General features: G+C 67.0%; 17 protein-coding genes, 3 tRNA genes and 1 pseudogene. 15 read left to right on the top strand and 6 right to left on the bottom strand.

Translation table 11 applies throughout. From position 1 onward, the window contains the following. The first annotated feature begins 146 nt into the window (after positions 1 to 146). Positions 147 to 524: a c-type cytochrome gene (locus ACIGJC_RS26010; protein ID WP_483712287.1), complete on the top strand. Its 378-nt coding sequence runs from the start codon at positions 147 to 149 to the stop codon at positions 522 to 524. Between the two features lie 14 nt (positions 525 to 538). Here the strand turns inward: ACIGJC_RS26010 and ACIGJC_RS26005 are convergent, their stop codons facing one another. Next, complete coding sequence (locus tag ACIGJC_RS26005) at positions 539 to 2,977, bottom strand: DUF3772 domain-containing protein (protein WP_483712286.1); 2,439 nt, start codon at positions 2,975 to 2,977, stop codon at positions 539 to 541. 485 nt (positions 2,978 to 3,462) lie between these two features. Here ACIGJC_RS26005 and ACIGJC_RS26000 point away from each other — a divergent pair, with 485 nt between their 5' ends. Then, positions 3,463 to 3,837, top strand: coding sequence for a mechanosensitive ion channel protein MscS (locus tag ACIGJC_RS26000; protein WP_483712285.1), 375 nt, complete (start codon positions 3,463 to 3,465; stop codon positions 3,835 to 3,837). Between the two features lie 2 nt (positions 3,838 to 3,839). Here the strand turns inward: ACIGJC_RS26000 and ACIGJC_RS25995 are convergent, their stop codons facing one another. From ACIGJC_RS25995 to ACIGJC_RS25985, 3 genes and pseudogenes are all read right to left on the bottom strand, one after another. Then, positions 3,840 to 4,151: a hypothetical protein gene (locus ACIGJC_RS25995; protein ID WP_483712283.1), complete on the bottom strand. Its 312-nt coding sequence runs from the start codon at positions 4,149 to 4,151 to the stop codon at positions 3,840 to 3,842. Beyond that, positions 4,111 to 4,812, bottom strand: a pseudogene (locus ACIGJC_RS25990) (ABC transporter substrate-binding protein); the annotation flags it as partial. The gene ACIGJC_RS25995 and the pseudogene ACIGJC_RS25990, both read right to left, overlap by 41 nt. Positions 4,813 to 4,969: 157 nt before the next feature. Next, the gene (locus tag ACIGJC_RS25985) at positions 4,970 to 5,713 is read right to left on the bottom strand and encodes an SDR family oxidoreductase (protein ID WP_483712282.1); all 744 of its coding nucleotides are present in this window, start codon (positions 5,711 to 5,713) and stop codon (positions 4,970 to 4,972) included. A 118-nt stretch (positions 5,714 to 5,831) separates the two neighbouring features. Here ACIGJC_RS25985 and ACIGJC_RS25980 point away from each other — a divergent pair, with 118 nt between their 5' ends. From ACIGJC_RS25980 to ACIGJC_RS25970, 3 genes are all read left to right on the top strand, one after another. Next, positions 5,832 to 6,755, top strand: coding sequence for a LysR family transcriptional regulator (locus ACIGJC_RS25980; RefSeq protein ID WP_483714397.1), 924 nt, complete (start codon positions 5,832 to 5,834; stop codon positions 6,753 to 6,755). Between the two features lie 69 nt (positions 6,756 to 6,824). After that, on the top strand, positions 6,825 to 7,316 hold the full coding sequence (locus tag ACIGJC_RS25975; RefSeq protein WP_483712281.1) for a flavodoxin family protein: 492 nt from the start codon (positions 6,825 to 6,827) through the stop codon (positions 7,314 to 7,316). 72 nt (positions 7,317 to 7,388) lie between these two features. Next, a complete protein-coding gene (locus ACIGJC_RS25970; RefSeq protein WP_483712280.1) occupies positions 7,389 to 8,042 on the top strand; it encodes a glutathione S-transferase family protein in 654 nt (217 codons plus the stop codon). Between the two features lie 48 nt (positions 8,043 to 8,090). On the opposite strand, the gene pip is transcribed toward ACIGJC_RS25970, so the two are convergent. Beyond that, positions 8,091 to 9,044, bottom strand: a complete 954-nt coding sequence (pip, locus tag ACIGJC_RS25965; protein ID WP_483712279.1) for a prolyl aminopeptidase — start codon at positions 9,042 to 9,044, stop codon at positions 8,091 to 8,093. A 238-nt stretch (positions 9,045 to 9,282) separates the two neighbouring features. Between pip and ACIGJC_RS25960 the strand changes: the two genes are divergently transcribed. The 8 genes from ACIGJC_RS25960 to ACIGJC_RS25925 all read left to right on the top strand — a co-directional run bounded on the left by ACIGJC_RS25960 (position 9,283) and on the right by ACIGJC_RS25925 (position 14,644). Further along, positions 9,283 to 9,358 (top strand) — tRNA-Asn (locus tag ACIGJC_RS25960). 6 nt (positions 9,359 to 9,364) lie between these two features. Beyond that, a tRNA-Gly gene (locus ACIGJC_RS25955) sits at positions 9,365 to 9,440 on the top strand. A 19-nt stretch (positions 9,441 to 9,459) separates the two neighbouring features. Next, positions 9,460 to 9,534, top strand: a tRNA-Thr gene (locus ACIGJC_RS25950). A gap of 346 nt (positions 9,535 to 9,880) precedes the next feature. After that, positions 9,881 to 10,585, top strand: a complete 705-nt coding sequence (locus ACIGJC_RS25945) for a glutathione S-transferase N-terminal domain-containing protein (RefSeq protein ID WP_483712278.1) — start codon at positions 9,881 to 9,883, stop codon at positions 10,583 to 10,585. 137 nt (positions 10,586 to 10,722) lie between these two features. Next, the gene (locus tag ACIGJC_RS25940) at positions 10,723 to 12,063 is read left to right on the top strand and encodes a PQQ-dependent sugar dehydrogenase (protein ID WP_483712277.1); all 1,341 of its coding nucleotides are present in this window, start codon (positions 10,723 to 10,725) and stop codon (positions 12,061 to 12,063) included. Between the two features lie 192 nt (positions 12,064 to 12,255). Then, positions 12,256 to 13,095, top strand: a complete 840-nt coding sequence (locus tag ACIGJC_RS25935) for a class I SAM-dependent methyltransferase (RefSeq protein ID WP_483712276.1) — start codon at positions 12,256 to 12,258, stop codon at positions 13,093 to 13,095. A gap of 215 nt (positions 13,096 to 13,310) precedes the next feature. Further along, positions 13,311 to 13,685 (top strand): hypothetical protein, encoded by a 375-nt coding sequence (locus tag ACIGJC_RS25930; RefSeq protein ID WP_483712275.1) that lies wholly within the window; start codon positions 13,311 to 13,313, stop codon positions 13,683 to 13,685. A 92-nt stretch (positions 13,686 to 13,777) separates the two neighbouring features. Continuing rightward, the gene (locus tag ACIGJC_RS25925) at positions 13,778 to 14,644 is read left to right on the top strand and encodes a LysR family transcriptional regulator (RefSeq protein ID WP_483712274.1); all 867 of its coding nucleotides are present in this window, start codon (positions 13,778 to 13,780) and stop codon (positions 14,642 to 14,644) included. A gap of 15 nt (positions 14,645 to 14,659) precedes the next feature. Here ACIGJC_RS25925 and ACIGJC_RS25920 read toward each other — a convergent pair whose 3' ends face one another. Then, entirely contained in the window at positions 14,660 to 14,917 is a 258-nt protein-coding gene (locus ACIGJC_RS25920) for a hypothetical protein (protein WP_483712273.1), read from the bottom strand. Positions 14,918 to 15,072: 155 nt separating this feature from the next. Between ACIGJC_RS25920 and ACIGJC_RS25915 the strand changes: the two genes are divergently transcribed. Then, complete coding sequence (locus ACIGJC_RS25915) at positions 15,073 to 15,411, top strand: DUF2442 domain-containing protein (RefSeq protein ID WP_483712272.1); 339 nt, start codon at positions 15,073 to 15,075, stop codon at positions 15,409 to 15,411. Positions 15,412 to 15,543: 132 nt separating this feature from the next. Continuing rightward, positions 15,544 to 16,701: an acyl-CoA dehydrogenase family protein gene (locus ACIGJC_RS25910; protein WP_483712271.1), complete on the top strand. Its 1,158-nt coding sequence runs from the start codon at positions 15,544 to 15,546 to the stop codon at positions 16,699 to 16,701. The last annotated feature ends 272 nt before the right edge of the window (positions 16,702 to 16,973 follow it).

The raw sequence follows: 16,973 nt of genomic DNA, 5'->3' as shown, positions 1-16,973 counted from the left end.
TTGGCATGGACATGGGTCTCGGACTCGTTCATGCGGATTCGGGTGACCACGAACCATATTGCTGGCCCACGGCGCCGCCGAGTCCGGTGGCTCGCGCTGCGCTATCATGCGGAGCTACCCGCGAGGGCGAATTCCAAGCATGCCCCATGCATCACGCTGCACCGCGCCTTGTCCTGGCGCTGACCTTTTTGGTCCTTTCCCATTCCGCCTTCGCCGCTGACGTCCAGGCCGGCAAGGAAGTGTTCTCGACCCGGTGCGCGTCCTGCCATAGCGTGGGCCCCTCCGCACGCGGCGGCTTTGGCCCGCAACTCAATGGGATCGTTGGCCGGCGCGCTGGAAGCACCGCTGACTATCGCTATTCGCCCGCCATGACCGCATCCGGCCTGGTGTGGACGGCCGACACCCTGCGCGCCTTCGTCAAATCGCCTGGTAAGGTCGTGCCGGGCACGCGCATGCGTTTCTGGGGCATGGGCAATGACCAGCAAATCGACGATCTGCTGGCCTATCTCCAGACCTATCGTTAGCCATCCGCCTGGCGCTACGGCGCTGACAACAGCGCTTCCGCCGTCATCCCCGGCAGGTTCTCCACGCGCAGCGTCTGCGGCATGGTCAGCGGAATGCCTGCGGCGCGCAGCCGCTTGAGGATCTCGAACAGCAGGTCGCTCTTGGTGCCGCCCGCAATGCGCGGGTTCGACACGTAGCCGGTCACGCTCAGCGTAATGCCGTTGGGCGCGAGCTGGCTGAACGTGACCGACGGCACGGGGTGGTCCAGGATGGATTCGTTGTCCAGGTAGGCATCCAGCAGCAGATCGCGCACCGCTTCCGGGTCGATGTTCAGCGGGAAGGTCAGCTGCAGCGTGGCCACGCCCTGCGTGCTGTTGCTCATTGTCACGTTGCGTACGTTCTGCGAGATCAGCTGCGAATTGGGCACGATCACGGTCGAGCGGTCGCCAAGCTGGATCTCGGTGGCGCGCACGTTGATGCGGCGGATGTCGCCTTCCACGCCGGCGATGCTGACCATGTCGCCGACCTTTACCGGGCGCTCGGTCAGCAGGATCAGGCCGGACACGAAGTTCTTGACGATCTCCTGCAGGCCGAAGCCGATCCCCACCGACAGCGCGCTGACGATCCACGCCAGGTTTTCCCACTTCACGCCGAGCAGCGACAACGTCAGCAGCACGATGAGCACGTAGCCGACGTTGCTGAACAGCGTGACCAGCGACGCGCGCAGGCCCGGCTCCATGACCATGCGCGGCAGCAGTTCCGCATCGAGCCAGCGCCGCACCGAGCGCAGCAGCCAGATGCCGACCGACAGCGCGATCACCGCATTGACGATGCGCTCGGGCATGATGTTGTAGCTGCGCAGCTTGTCGCCGCCGAGCACGGTCAGCAGGCTGTCGAGCAGTTCGGCCGGCGTGGTGCCGAAGCCGCCGGTCAGCAGCGCGATGACGGCAATGATCGTGAGCACGCTCGTGCCCAGGCCCGACAGCAGCGTCGACGTCTGTTCCAGCCGGCTGTCGTCCACGCCGAACAGTTGCCGGATCACGCGGCCGCTGGCGTGCTGCGGCGAAAGCAGGCTTTCGCAGGTATCGCGCGTGAGCTGCGTGAGCAGGTACAGCGTGCACAGCACGATGTCGAACCACACCAGCTCGTAGGTCACGAAGCGGGCAAAGCTGACGTAGCCTGCCAGCAGCGCGATGAGCGCGACAATGACCGCGAGCGTGACCCCGGCGTGGATCATGCCCGCCAGCGTGGCCCGCGCCTCGGCGCGCTCGCCGGCGGCGGCCAGGCCGCTGCGCACGCGGTTGGCGCGCAGCAGCGCGGCGCCGATCGTGAACACCACCACCAGCGACACCAGCCCGCGGCCCAGCAGCGTGAACGGCACGCTGGTGTCGGCGATATGGTTCAACAGCTCGAGCGTGCCGGCCACCAGCAACAGCCCGGCCAGCGCGCGCGGGAACGGCTTGAGCGCGAGCGCGACCGGGTCCGCCAGCGCCGGCAGCCGCCACGACGGGTGGCGCGTGCACAGCAGCGCGCGGCCGAGCCCCGCGATCAGCGCGCTGGTCAGCATGAGCCTGGCCAGCGCGTTGAGCAGGTCCTGCAGGTCCGGCGGCGGCTCGTAATGTTGCGTGAAAGCGATATAGACGCACTGGACCGCCAGCGCCGTCGTGGCCACGGTGGTGAGTGCCGTGGCCAGCGCCAGCGCGCTGCGCCGCAACCGGTTTTCTGGCAGGCAGTTCAGGCAGAACCACGCGGCGGCGCGTTCGGTCAGGCGCCGGCCCAGCGTCCAGATGGCGAGCGCCAGCACCAGCAGCAAGGCCGTGGCCGCGCGGTGCTCCGGTTCCCAGCCGGTCTGCAGCAGGGGCACGACTTCGTCCCGGAACGCCGCCATGCGCGCGCTGTCGTCGTCGGACGGCTTGAACAGCGGCGCCCAGAACTCGGGGTTCAGGATGCTGTCCGAGCGCAGCGCGAGCTGGTCCTTCATCCGGCCGCGCTGCAGCTTGGCGAGCTGGGCGTTCAGGTTCTCGATATTTTCCTTGCCCTCGGTCGCCTGCTTGAGCGCGTTGTCGAGCTGGACCTTGCGCGTATTCAGCTCGGCGCGCTGCCTGGCCACCGCAGTCGTCTCGGGCGTGGTGCCGGGCGCGGGCGGCGGCCCCAGCACGTCGAGTTGGGCCTGCAGCTGCGCGCGCTGCGGTGTCAGCGTGGCCGTGAGCTTGTCGACGTCAGCGGCGAGCTGGTGCAGCGACTCGTCCATATCGCCGAGCCGCGTATTGCCGTTGACGCTCGAGGCGGACTGCTTGATGCGGTCCTGCTCGGTCTGCAGCCGCTTGAGTTCGGCCATGGCTTCGGCGTGCGTCAGGGCCGGCGGCTGGTCCGCTTCGGGCACGGAGGCCGGCTCGGTGGCCATGGCCGCCGGCATCAGGTGGAACAGTGCTGTCAGCACAAGGCTCAGGGCGAGCCAGGATAGTCTGCGCATTGGCGAGTCACGTTGGGACGTGGCCGCCCGGAAGTCTCTGCGCAGGCTCGGGCAAGTCCCTGCTCGCCGAAATGATGCCGAAATGGCGGGGAACGAATGCCTGAGGATGCGGAAGGGTCCGGGGGCGCGGAAGATGAACACAGGAAGCAACGCCACATGATGGGCAAGCCGCTTCCACGAAATTGACCGGCGTAGCAGGGCAGACGCCGCATGGTTGCCGTCGGGCCTGTCTGGCGCGCGGCAAGCCGGCTGGAGCAGGGCGCCCAGCTGGCAGGAGATCTGGACGCCGAGCGGAGATTATACGAAAGCGTTCAGATCACACGGGCCCATATGCGCCGCCCGGTTGAGAGAATCATGTAATTGTCCGTTACGAGGGGAAGCGCCCGTTACAACGCTAACAACTGGAGGCCCTCGCCGAAACACCTGAGCGCGGGTTTCTTGTGCATGATGGCATCACGACATCAGTACCCGAACAGGAGTCAACCATGCGCCCCGCAATCCGTATCGCTTCCGCTGCCGCCGTGTCACTGGCCTTGCTGGCCGCCGGACCGGTGTCGGCGCATGACCGCTATCGCCATGGCGGCGGCTCGCAGGCCGGGGTGGCGCTGGCCGTTGGCGCGCTGGTCGGCCTGGCATTCGGTGCGGCGGTCGCGTCCGCGCCGGTCGTGGCCGCGCCGGTCGCCTATGCCCCCGCACCCGTCGCCTACGCGCCGGCACCGGTCGCCTATGCGCCGCCGGCCCGCTATGCCGCGCCGGCCGTGCCCCCGGGCTATTGCTATCGCGGCGACGTTGGCGACTACGTGCCGTGCGCCCCGCAAGCCCGCGGCTACTATGAGGCGCCGGTGAGCTATGGCTACTGACGTCACGCGATCGCGAAGCCCGTATCGAAGGTCGTGCGTGCATCGAGCCGCTGCCTGAGCAGGCCGGCCTTCAGGTAGAAATCGGCGGTGCGCTGCTGCTCGGCAATCAGTGCATCGTCGATCTTCTGCCACTGCGTGTGCCGGCGTTCGAACTGCAGGCGCGCGGCCTCCGGCGAAATACCGATGATGCGCGCCAGCGTCGCCGAGAATTCCGGCACATGCTGATAGGACCATGCCTGCGCGCGCACCACGCGTTGCAGGAAATCGGCAAGCACGGCCGCGACGGGCCGCCAGCGCGGCGTCGGTGGCGGCAAGGTAGCTCAGGCCCGACCAGAGCCCGCGCCCGCTGACTAGCACGCGCGCATGCCCGCTGGTCTCCGCCATGGCGGTATAGGGTTCCCAGGTGGCCCAGGCATCGACGGAACCGCTGGTCAGGGCGAGTTTGGCATCGGCTGGCGGCAGGAAGCGGATGCTGGCGTCTTCCGGCCGCAGCCCGGCGGATTCCAGCGCCCTGAGCGCGACGAAATGGCCGATCGAGCCACGGTTGGTGCCAATGCTCTTGCCCTTCAGGTCCGCCGCGCTTTTGAGCGGCGAACCGGGGCGCACCAGGATGGCCGTGCCATACGGGTCGGAGCGGTTGGCGCCGATCAGGCGGATGCGCGTGCCGGCGGCCAGCGCGAAGATTGCCGGCGCATCGCCGATCGGGCCGCAGTCCACCGCGCCCGCATTGAGCGCTTCCGCCAGCGGCGCGGCGGCAGGGAACTCGGTCCACTGGATCTCGTAGGACAGTCCGCGCAGCGCATCGGCGGATTCGAGCAGCGCGCGCAGGCCGCCTTTCTGGTCGCCGGCCTTCAGCAAAGGGCGGTCCTGGGCGCGGGCCGAGCCGGCGCCGTCGAATGCGGCAATGCGCAGGGTGGCGATGGCGGCGGTGGCGGCCGTGCCGTAGCGAAGCAATTGTCGTCGGGATGCAGTCATCGGTCTTGCGTGCCTTGAGGATCATCGGGCTGGAGCCAGCCCGTTCAGCACGCAACCGTAACCCGATCGCGCCTCTGCGCTAACGAATATCTGCGCGCTTCCTTATGCGGACGGTGTCCCGGCCGCGAGGCCCGTTGCGTTGTCCCGTACCTGCGCCCTAGGCGCTGAAGCCGCCGTCGATATTCAGGTTCGCCCCCGTGACGAAGCCTGCTTCCGGGCTGGCAACGTAAGCCACCATGCCCGCGATCTCGTCCGGATCGGCGTGACGCTGCAATGCCATCAGGCCATGCAGCGCGCCGGCGAAGTCGGTGTGCTCGGGGTTCATGTCGGTATTGGTCGGGCCGGGCTGCACGTTGTTCACGGTGATGCCCCGGGGGCCAAGATCACGCGCCATGCCCTGCACCAGGCCCTTCAGCGCGGCCTTGCTCATGGCATACGCGCTGCCCCCGGCGAACGGCATCCGGTCCGCATTGGTGCTGCCGATATTGATGATGCGGCCGCCTTCGCCCATGTGGGGCAGGGCTGCCCTGGCCGCCACGAACACCGCGCGCACGTTCACGGCGAGCGTCTTGTCGAAGTCCTCCAGGGAGAAGCCTTCGACCGGCCCCAGCAGCAGCACGCCGGCGTTGTTGACCAGGATATCGATCTTGCCGAAGTGGCTTGCCGCATCGTCGATCGCGCGCGACAGCGAGGCCGCGTCCGCTGCATCCGCATGGAAGGCCTTCGCGCGTCCGCCGGCCGCCTGGACCAATTCGGCCAGCGCTTGCGCGCCAGCGCCCGAGCTTTGGTAGGTGAAGGCCACGGCCGCGCCTTCGCGCGCCAGGCGGCGCACGACTGCGGCGCCAATGCCGCGTGCGCCGCCGGTAACGAATGCAACCTTGCCGGAAAGTGGGGTGCTCATGATGTTCGCTCCTGAAACGATGAAGGGGTTGGTGCAGCGAAGTATGGGCAGCGCATTCCCTTACCGGTAGGCGTGAATGGGGATCATGTTTTTCAACCACTGGTATAAGCTGGTTGGCATGGAAGCCCTCAACCTGCTTGAATCGTTTGTCCAGAGTGCGGAGACCGGCAGTTTTTCGGCTGCGGCCCGTCGGCTGGGGCTCACACCGGCCGCCGTCAGCAAGAACGTGGCGCGGCTGGAGCGGCACCTCGGGCTGCGCCTGTTCCACCGCAGCACGCGGCGGCTGACGCTGACCACCGGCGGCGAGCAGTTCTTCACGCAGGTGTCCGACCCCTACTCGGCGCTGCGCGATGCGTTTGCCGGCGCGGCAGAGGACGCCGGCAAGCCCGCTGGCGTGCTCAAGGTCAGCATGGCGCTGGCGTTCGGGCGCGAGTACCTGGTGCCGCTGCTCGGAGAATTCCTGGCGCTGTATCCCGCCATCGTGCCGGACTGGCACTTCGAGAACCGGCCGACCGACCTGATCCGCGACGGCTTCGATGCCGCCATTGGCGGCGGCATCGAGCTGACCGAGGGCGTGGTCGCGCGGGAACTGGCGAATACCCACGTGGTGGCGGTGGCATCGCCGGCGTACATGAAGGGGCGCGTGCTGCCGCGGCATCCGTCCGACCTGGCCGGGTTCGATGGCATCGTGCGGCGCTCGGGCGCCACCGGGCGGCTGCGCGCATGGACCTTGCGCAACCAGCTCGGCGAACAGGCGCCAGCCGGTCACCGCGCGCGGCTGATCTTCGATGATCCGGAGGCCATGGCCCACGCGGCGATGCATGGGCTGGGCATTGCGCTGCTGCCCATGCCGCACGCCGCGCCGCGTCTGGAAAGCGGCGCGCTGATGCGGCTGCTGCCCGGCTGGTATGCCGACAATGGGCCGATCTCGCTCTACTACCCGAGCCGCACGCTGCTGCCGCCCCGCACGCGGGTGTTCATCGAGTTCGTGGTGGACGCATTTCGCACCAAGGGCCTGGCGAGGCGCTTCGACGGGCGCTGAACGAAGACAGGCAGCGCGCACGCGCGTGCTACAGTCGCCGCGGAATGTTGCGAGCCTGAGCGTGCCCGAATGAAGACCCTGCTGATCGTCTACCACACCATGACCGGCGGCACCGGACAGATGGCCCGGGCCGCTGCGGATGCCGCCAGCCGGCAGGCGGGCGTCACGGTCGTCCTGCGGCGAGCCACCGATGCAGGACCGGACGATGTGCTGGCCGCCGACGGCTACCTGTTCGCGACGCCCGAGAACCTGGCCGCGATGTCCGGCCTGATGAAGGATTTCTTCGACCGCTGCTACTACGCCGCGCTCGACCGCATCAACGGCCGGCCTTACGCGGCCATGATCTGCGCGGGCAGCGACGGACAGAATGCCTTGCGCCAGCTTGAGCGCATCGCGACCGGCTGGCGCCTGAAGAGCGTGGCGCCGGGTTTGATCGTCTGCACGCATGCACAGACGCCCGAGCGCATCCTCGCGCCCAAGGCGATCGACGCCGACGCGCTGGAGCGCTGCGCCGAGATGGGCGCCGGCCTGGCGGCCGGTCTTGCGCTAGGGGTCTTCTGAGCGCCGGAGCGCGAGCCTGTTCGCGCGTTGCGATGGAGTAAGCTGGCGCAACTTTCACCCCCGGAGGCAACCATGCAGCTGTACGCGCACCCGTTTTCCTCGTACTGCCAGAAGGTCCTGATCGCGCTGTACGAGAACGACATTCCGTTCGAATGGCGCATGCTGTCGCCGGACCACGCCGACGTACTGGCCGAGCACGCCAGGCTCTGGCCGCTGCAGCGCATGCCCTTGCTGGTCGATGGCGGGCGCAGCGTGATGGAGTCGAGCATCATCATCGAATACCTCGACACCCATCATCGCGGTCCCGTGCGCTGGATTCCGCAGGATCCGGACGCCGCGCTCGACGTCCGCATGATGGACCGCTTCTTCGACTACTACGTGATGACGCCGATGCAGCGCATCGTGCTCGACTACATCCGCGCGCCGGCGCAGCGCAGTGCCGTGACGGTGGCCGATGCCAGGAAGCTGCTCGACTCCGCCTACACGTGGCTGGACAAGACACTCGATGGACGCGAATGGGCCGCGGCCGGCGCGTTCAGTCTGGCCGATTGCGCCGCGGCGCCGTCACTGTTCTATGCCGACTGGGTCCATCCGATCGACCCCGCACTGGCCAATGTGCGCGCCTACCGCAGCCGCTTGCTGGCACGCCCCGCATTTGCCCGCGCGGTGGACGAGGCGCGGCCTTACCGCAAGCTGTTTCCGCCGGGCGCGCCCGACCGGGACTGACGCGTGTCCGGATTGAGCGGCCCGCAATCGGCTTGACCACGCCGCGCGTCACGGTTGCGCAAAGCGGTCCGTGGCGCGGAGCAGCTGGTCCAGGATGCCGGGCTCGGTCCACGCATGCCCGGCGCCCTCGATCAGGTGGAAGTCGGCGTCCGGCCAGGCCTGATGCAGGGCAAAGGCATAGCGCGCGGGGCAGGGCATGTCGTAGCGCCCATGCACGATCACGCCGGGGATGCCCGCCAGGCGGTGCGCGTCGCGCAACAACTGGCCATCGTCCAGCCACGCGCGGTGCGTGAAGTAGTGGTTCTCGAGCCGCGCGAAGGCCAGCGCGAAATGCGCGTCGTCATGCTTGGCGCTGTTGCCGGAATCGGGCAGCAGCGTGATGGTCTCGCCTTCCCAGACGCTCCACGCGCGTGCCGCTTCCAGTTGCTTTTCCCGGTCGTCGCCGGTCAGCAGCTTGCGATAGGCCGCCATCATATTGCCGCGCTCCGCGCCGGGGACCGGGGCCTGGAAGCGCGCCCACTTTTCCGGAAACATCTCGGACACGCCAAACTGGTAGTACCAGTCCAGCTCGGCCTGCGACACGGTATAGACGCCGCGCAGCACCAGCTCGCTCACATGTTGCGGATGCTTCTGCGCGTAGGCGAGAGCCAACGTGGAACCCCAGGACCCGCCGAACACGAGCCAGCGCTCGACGCCCGCGAGTTCGCGCAGGCGTTCGATATCGTCGACGAGATGCCATGTGGTATTCGCTTCGAGTCCCGCATGCGGCGTTGAGCGGCCACATCCGCGCTGGTCGAACAGCAGGACATCGTAGCGGGCGGGGTCGAACAGCCGGCGATGGTCGGCGCTGATGCCGCCCCCGGGGCCCCCGTGCAGGAACACAGCAGGCTTGGCCCCGGGCGTGCCGACGCGCTCGTAGTAGATGACATGGCCGTCGCCGACGTCGAGCGTGCCAGTGGCATAGGGTTCGATGGGAGGATAAAGCGTGCGCAGGCTCGACATGATTGGACTCCGTATGCGTAGTGGCAGAGTGTAGCGCTGGACGGGGAAGCGCCAGCGCCAGCGGCGTCGAGCGTTCGAAGCGCGCCGTCGAGGGTCGGTGCCGGCCACGCACAACCAGCGCAGCAACAACCACCCGGCGCTTAGTACATCGGGAGATTAAAAAAATGCCGATGAACCCTTGACACCCTGCACGTCACCCGTTGTACAATCCGGCCTCCTCTCAACGAGGAAGCGTTGTTCCCCGATAGCTCAGTCGGTAGAGCGCCGGACTGTTAATCCGTAGGTCCCTGGTTCGAGCCCAGGTCGGGGAGCCAAGCAACGCGGGAGTAGCTCAGTTGGTAGAGCGCAACCTTGCCAAGGTTGAGGTCGCGAGTTCGAGACTCGTCTCCCGCTCCAGTGCCCAGCACCGGACGTCGCCCATGTGGCTCAGTGGTAGAGCACTCCCTTGGTAAGGGAGAGGTCGGCAGTTCGATCCTGCCCATGGGCACCACTCCGTTTTTCCGCCCTCTCGTTTCGCACGCCGCGTCGCCCTCTTTTCGGCCTTCTGCCGGATTCCCGTTTTCTTCCCCTGATTTTTCTCTAACGCTTCGGTGAAGTTGCCGACTGTGCCGGCGCGCATTTCCAGAGCGAGCGGGCCGGTATTGGTTATTGGTTATTGGTTATTGGTTATTGGTTATTGGTGTGGTTGCGCGACAGCTCGATCGGGTCGATGCGGCAGCTGGAATCCTGCTTCCTGTACGACGCCACCGCGCCAAGCTACGCGAGCGGCAGGGGCGGTTTATCATCGGGCTTTAAGCGCTGCCGCTATGCGGCGCCGCCCGTCGCCAGGAGATTACGTGTCCGATCTGTCCGCATTCCCCATCACCCGCAAATGGCCAGCGCAGCATCCTGACCGCATCCAGCTCTATTCGCTGCCCACGCCGAACGGCGTGAAAGTGTCGACCATGCTGGAGGAAAGCGGGCTGCCCTACGAGCCGCACCTGGTGCGCTTCGACCACAACGACCAGTTGTCGCCGGAGTTTCTTTCGCTCAATCCCAACAACAAGATTCCGGCCATCATCGATCCCGACGGGCCGGGCGGCAAGCCGTTGCCGTTGTGGGAATCGGGCGCCATCCTGCTGTACCTGGCCGACAAGTCCGGCAAGCTCATGCCAGCCGATGCCGCCGGCCGGTACGAGACCATCCAGTGGGTGATGTTCCAGATGGGCGGCATCGGCCCGATGTTCGGCCAGGTAGGCTTCTTCAACCGCTTTGCCGGCAAGGATTACGAGGACAAGCGCCCGCGCGACCGCTACGTGGCCGAAAGCCGCCGATTGCTCAACGTGCTGAACCAGCGGCTGGCCGACCGGCCCTGGATCATGGGCCAGGACTACACCATTGCCGATATCGCCACCTTCCCATGGGTGCGCAACCTGCTCGGTTTCTACGAGGCCGGCGACCTGGTCGGCATCGCGGATTTTCCGCACGTGACGCGCGCGCTCGAAGCCTTCGTGGCCCGCCCGGCCGTGATCAAGGGACTCGATACGCCGCATCGCGGTTGATGGCGCAGCCGATGCACGCGCTGCGGCCGCGCGCGTGTCGGGCAATCTCCTACAGCGCGCTTCGCCCGCACTGACAGAGATGGTCCTGGTGCGCACCTATAGTCAAGGCAAGGCCTGCTTTGTCCGGAGGTGCCATCATGCCGCAGCCGCGCCACCCCGTCTTGCATTCACGTGCGAGCGCCATTGCGGCGCTGGCGCTTGCCGTGGGCCTGGCCGGCTGCGGTGAATCGGCGAAGCTGCCTTCGGAAGCCGGCTTCGGTCCCACGCCGCAATTGCCGGCACCGGACAAGGCCCTGCTTCCGACCATCCATATCGCACCGCCGAAAGGCTGGGCCGATGGCGCCAGGCCGACGGCCGCCGAAGGCCTGTCCGTGGTGGCCTTCGCCGGCAAGCTCGACCACCCGCGCTGGGTCTACGTGCTGCCCAACGGCGACGTGCTGGTCGCCGAAACCAACGCACCGCCCAAGCCCGACGACTACAAGGGCATTCGCGGCTGGATCATGAAGAAGGTTCAGGCACGCGCGGGCGCGGGCACGCCAAGCGCCAACCGCATCACGCTGCTGCGCGACACCAACGGCGACGGCGTGGCCGACGTGCGTACGGTGTTCCTGAAGGACCTGCACTCGCCCTTCGGCATGGTGCTGGTGGGCAACGACTTCTACGTGGCCGATACCGATGCCGTGCTGCGCTTTCCGTACCAGCCGGGGCAGACCAGCATCACGGCGCCCGGGCAGAAGTTGCTGGACCTGCCCGACGGTCCGATCAACCATCACTGGACCAAGAACATCATTGCCAGCCCTGATGGCAGCAAGCTGTATGTGACCGTGGGTTCGAACAGCAACGCGGGCGAGAATGGCATCGACAAGGAAGCGGGACGCGCGGCCATCTGGGAGGTCGACCGCGCGAGCGGGCAGCATCGCGTGTTCGCGAGCGGCCTGCGCAATCCCAATGGCATGGCATGGGAGCCGACGACCGGCGCGCTCTGGACCTCGGTCAACGAGCGCGACGAGATCGGCAGTGACCTGGTGCCGGACTACATCACCTCGGTCCGCGACGGTGGCTTCTATGGCTGGCCCTACAGCTACTACGGCCAGCATGTCGATGCGCGCGTCAAGCCCGCGGCGCCGGACATGGTCGCCAAGGCCATCGTGCCGGACTACGCGGTAGGCGCCCACACGGCGTCGCTGGGCATGACCGCGGCGACCGGCAGCAGCCTGCCGGCGCGGTTCCAGCACGGCATGTTCGTGAGCCAGCACGGCTCGTGGAACCGCAAGCCGCTCGCCGGCTACAAGGTGATCTTCGTACCGTTCGACAACGGCCGTCCCAACGGCGCGCCGTTCGACGTGCTGAGCGGCTTCCTCGACGCGAGCGGCGATGCTCAGGGCCGCCCGGTCGGTGTCGCCATCGACAAGCGCGGCGGCCTGCTGGTTGCGGACGATGTCGGCAACACCGTGTGGCGCGTAAGTGGAGCGCACTGACGCTCCTTTCGGAAGCGCCATCGCCGCCGCTGTGGCCATCCCGCATGGGATGGCTTGCAAGCCCGGACTGGCCACCGCGCCCGTGGTGACTATACTTCGCTTGTCTGGCGACGACGCGCCCGGAGGGCACGCGTCGCCTGAACGGGCGGCAGTCCAGCGCCCCGCAGCGATTTTTCGCCAAGGGAGGGTGCAATGGATCACACGGGGGAGAGTTTCCGTGATTTCGAGCTGGCCGGCTGGGAAGATCCCGGCGTGGTCAGCCGCTACCACGAGCAGCTCACGGTCGTCACCACGCAATCGGTCGACGCATTGCTGGACAGTGCCCAGGTCGCCGGCGGGCAGCGCGTGCTGGACGTCGCCAGCGGCGCGGGCTACGTGGCGGCGGCGGCGTCGCGTCGCGGCGCCGACACGGTCGGCATTGATTTCTCGGCCGCCCAGGTGGAGCTGGCGCGCCAGACCCATCCGGGCCTGCATTTCGAGCAGGCCGATGCCCAGGACCTGCCGTTCGATGGCGGCAGCTTCGATGCCGTGGTCAATGGCTTCGGCATGTGCCACCTGACCGATCCCGACCAGGCCCTGCGCGAAGCCTTTCGCGTGCTGCGTCCCGGCGGGCGCATCGGCTTCACGGTGTGGGATACGCCGGAGCGCGCCATCGGCTTCGGCGCGGTGTACGCCGCGATCCGGGCCTATGGTTCGATGGACGTGGGCCTGCCGGCCGGTCCCAACTTCTTCCAGTTCAGCGATCCGTCGCAATGCATCGGTGCCTTGCAGGCCGCCGGCTTTACGGGCGCGGCGTGCCGCCAGGTGCCGCAGCAGTGGCGCTTCTCCACGCCGGACCAGCTTTTTGACGCCCTGGCGCAAGGCACGGTGCGCGCCGCGGCCACTTTGCGCGCGCAAAGCCCGAAGGCGCGCGACGAGATCCGCGCCGTGCTGCGCGGCACGGTGGCCACTTACATGAAAGGCAATGACTTTGTCGTGCCCATGCCAGCGGTGCTTGCCTGGGCGGTCAAGCCTGTGCAGGCCGGTGCGTAGCCCTTAGCGCGATCCCATACCGATGGTTGGCCTGCGGCCAACACCGCAAACGGCGCCTGTTGGCGCCGTTCGTTCTTTCGACTCAGGCAAGTGGCGCAATGCAGGCCGCGCGGGCGGTCCGGTGCGTGGCATGGTCATTGCGGATTGAGCGTCGAGCGCGGTCTCCGTGCTCGATGGCCCAACCGGAGCGATGGCTCCCCCCCTGGAGAACCGTGATGACGACCCCTTCCGAAGCCCGAGGCGAGCCGCCGGGCGCCCGTACCGTACTGCGCCGGGCAAGGCGCGCCATGATCCTGCTGCGCGTGCTGGGGCTTTGCGCCAACAGCGTGGCGCTGGCACAGGGCACGTTGCCCACGCCATCGGCCGTCACGCCGGAACAGAAGTTTCCGCAGGGGTACCTGGAGTCCGTGGCCACCGGCTACGACAACGGACAGGCCTTGCATCCGGTCGAAGGCATGTCGCCGGCGCGTCCGGCGCGCGCCGCCATGACGCGCGTCGAGGTGCCCGCGGCGGCGCCATCGCCATTGCCGATCGGTCAGGCGCGCGCGATGCCGGCGGCCATGCCTGCGCCTGCCTTGCCAACAAGGTAAGCGGCGCCCGGGACGCGCTGGGAGCATGGTAAGGTTGGCCACGCCGCGGAGCGGCGCATCCCCTTCCAACTGTCCGGCCCGCTTCGCTTCGCATGGATATCGAACTTGCCCGCACTTTCCTCCAGGTGGTAAGGACCGGCAGCCTGCTTGCGGCCGCCGACAAGCTGCACGTGACGCAGACCGCCGTCACTGCGCGCATCAAGAGCCTGGAATCGCAACTCAACAGCAGGCTGTTCGACCGCAACAAGGCCGGTGCCAGGCTGACCGCCGATGGCCAGCGCTTCCTGGGCTATGCCAGCCAGCTCGTGCAGACGTGGGAAGCGGCGTGCCGTGACCTGCCGCTGCCGGCCGGGCTGGGCAGCATGCTGACGTTCGGCGCGGAGATCAGCCTGGGCAATCCGCTGGTGCTGCTGTGGGCCACGCGCCTGCGGGAGCAGATGCCCGACCATGCGGTGCGCGCCGAAGTGGGCGATGGCATGGAACTGCAGCGCAAGCTGCAGTCGGGCACGCTGGACGCCGCGCTGGTCTACCAGCCCGAGTACGCCGCCGGCATGCACGTGGAACAGCTGATGGAGGAAAAGCTGATTTTGATCCGTTCCACGCAGCGCGCCGGATCCTATGTGTATGTCGACTGGGGGCCGGAATTCCGCCGGCAGCACGACAGCGCGCTGCCCGGCTACGCCAGGTCGTCGCTGTACTTCAACCTCGGTCCGCTGGCGCTGCAGTACATCCTGCAGGTCGGCGGCAGCGGGTACTTCCGGACGCGCGTCGTGCAGAGCTACCTGGACAACCGCTTGCTCGAACGCGTGGAGGACGCGTCGGAATTTTCGTACCCGGTGTTCCTGGTCCACGCCGAATCAGCGGGACACCAGGCCCTGGATGACGCGGTCCGGATCCTCCACGATATCGTGCGTGAAGAATCGGACTGGTCGCAGCGCTGGGATTTTCCTCTGTCTTGAAAGCGGCCGGAGCGCTCAGGCGCGCACCGGTGCCAGGCGTAGAGCAGGGTGTGCGGCCGGCAGGATGCGCAGCCGGCGCATCCGGCGCATCCGGCGGATACGTCGGCCACCACCCCGGCGCCCGTCTGTCGCCGCGCCGAGCCCGGCGTAGCGGCCATGCTGCTGGGCGCGTTCGAATACGGGTTCCGGCACGGCCATCCCGATCAGGTAGGTCACGGTTGCGCCAAGCGCCATCAGGGCGAGTGCCCCGGCAATCCACAAAGCCACTTCCATTTCCCGCTCCAGGTCGATGTTTTGTATGCATTCAGTATCGGCGTCGGCGACTGGATTGAGTAATGAAAGTTATCTCCGTTTCATATCAATAAGGTTGCATTGAATGCTGTTGTCTCATGGGCACGCGGCGCTGAACAAAAGGCGGGAATCCGGCGGTGCTCTCCGTGCGCTATGACCGGCGCGTGGTGATTGGCCTGTCCTCAGGCCTGGAACCGGCCTTCCCACCCGCGGCGGTGCAGGGCCTGGAGCATGCGCGGCCTGCCGATCTTGCCGATGCGCAGATCAGTCCTTCCGGCCTGGGCATCCATTTCCCGCGGCTCGATGCCGACCTGTACTTGCCGGCCCTGCTTGAGGGATTTCTTGGCTCGCGGCGGTGGATGGCGGCGGAAATGGGCCGGCGCGGCGGCGCCAGTGCCAGCGCCGAAAAGGCGGCCGCCGCCCGGCGCAATGGCCGGTTGGGCGGCCGTCCGCGCAAGGTGGCCGCGCAAGCCTAGCGGTCTTCGGCATCGGTCCGCGCCAGCGCCCCGGCGCTCGAAAAATCATCCTTTCCGACGAACCTGACGCCGGCCGCAAGGCCGACACTGGTTCGATTCCGTCAGCAGAAAATCGAGAAAGGAGACACCCCCATGCAACGCCTCATCTTCGACGCCGAACATGAGAGCTTCCGCGAGTCCGCGCGCCGTTTCTACCAGCGCGAAGTCGGTCCGCACGGCGAGCGCTGGCGCGAGCAGGGCTGCGTGGACCGCGACGTGTTCCGCAAGGCCGGCGAACAGGGCTACCTGCTGATGTGGGCGGACGAGCAATACGGTGGCGCGGGGGTGGAGGATTTCCGTTACGAGCAGATCCTGATCGAAGAGAACGCGCGCCATGGCGACACGGGCTTCTTCGGCACCCTGCATTCGCGGCTGGTGGCACCCTATGTCGGGCGCATCGGCAACGAGGAGCAGCGCCAGCGCTTCCTGCCGGGTGCAGCGCGCGGAGAGAAGATCTTCGCCATTGCCATGACCGAGCCCCAGACCGGGTCGGATCTGGCCGGCATCCGTACCCGTGCGGAGGACAAGGGCGACCACTGGCTGCTCAATGGCGCCAAGACCTATATCTCGAACGGCCAGCTTGCCGACTACGTTGTGGTGGTGGCGCGCACCGACCCGGAACGCAGTCACGGGCTGGGCCTGTTCATCGTCGAGCGCGACATGCCCGGCTTCGAGCGCGGGCGCAAGCTGCGCAAAATGGGTCTGCATTCGCAGGACACCTCCGAGCTGTTCTTCGACAACGTCAAGGTGCCGAAGGCCAACGTGCTGGGCGAGCCCGACAAGGGCTTCCGCTATCTCACACGCCACCTGGCCGAGGAGCGGCTGATCGGTGCCTGTGGCTACATGGCGTCGGCGCAGGTGGCGTTCGACATCACGCTGGATTACGTGAAGGAGCGCAAGGCGTTTGGCCGGGCCATCGGCACGTTCCAGGATTCGCGCTTCCGGCTGGCGACGCTGCGTGCCCAGCTCGACGCCCTGCAGACCTTTGTCGACCAGTGCGTGCTGCAGCACAATGCCGGAACGCTCACCGTCGAGACCGCGGCGTCGGCCAAACTGCTGACTTCCGAGTTGCAAGGGCGCGTCGTGGACGAGGGCGTGCAATTCCATGGCGGCGCCGGCTACATGGAGGAGTACCGTATCTGCCGCATGTACACCGACGCGCGCATCTCGCGGATCTATGCGGGCAGCAGCGAAATCATGAAGGAAATCATCGGCAGAAGCCTCGGCCTGGACGAGCGGGTCAAGGGATGAGGCATCACTGGAGTGAATGCACCCAAGTGGTGCATTCGCATGGGTAGTGGGGTTTTCCCTTTATTTGGTGTTTTCGCCGCAGTTAGTGCTTTTTTTCTCAGGATGAAAGCGCTTTGTAATCCGATTCGGGTTGAATGCGGGGCTGGGATCGTGTGCGGTACCGGAGACAGCGGAAAAACACGCTGCCGGGACGTGCCAGGTGACGAAATATCGTCAGTTCGGTGCACCAATTGGCGGGCACGGTCGTTTACCTTTGACTGTTGTCGAACGAG

This window comes from Cupriavidus sp. C3SS-1, assembly GCF_057073755.1.
The sequence above is the reverse complement of the archived record's forward strand: the minus strand, read 5'-3'. Positions and strand labels throughout refer to the sequence as shown.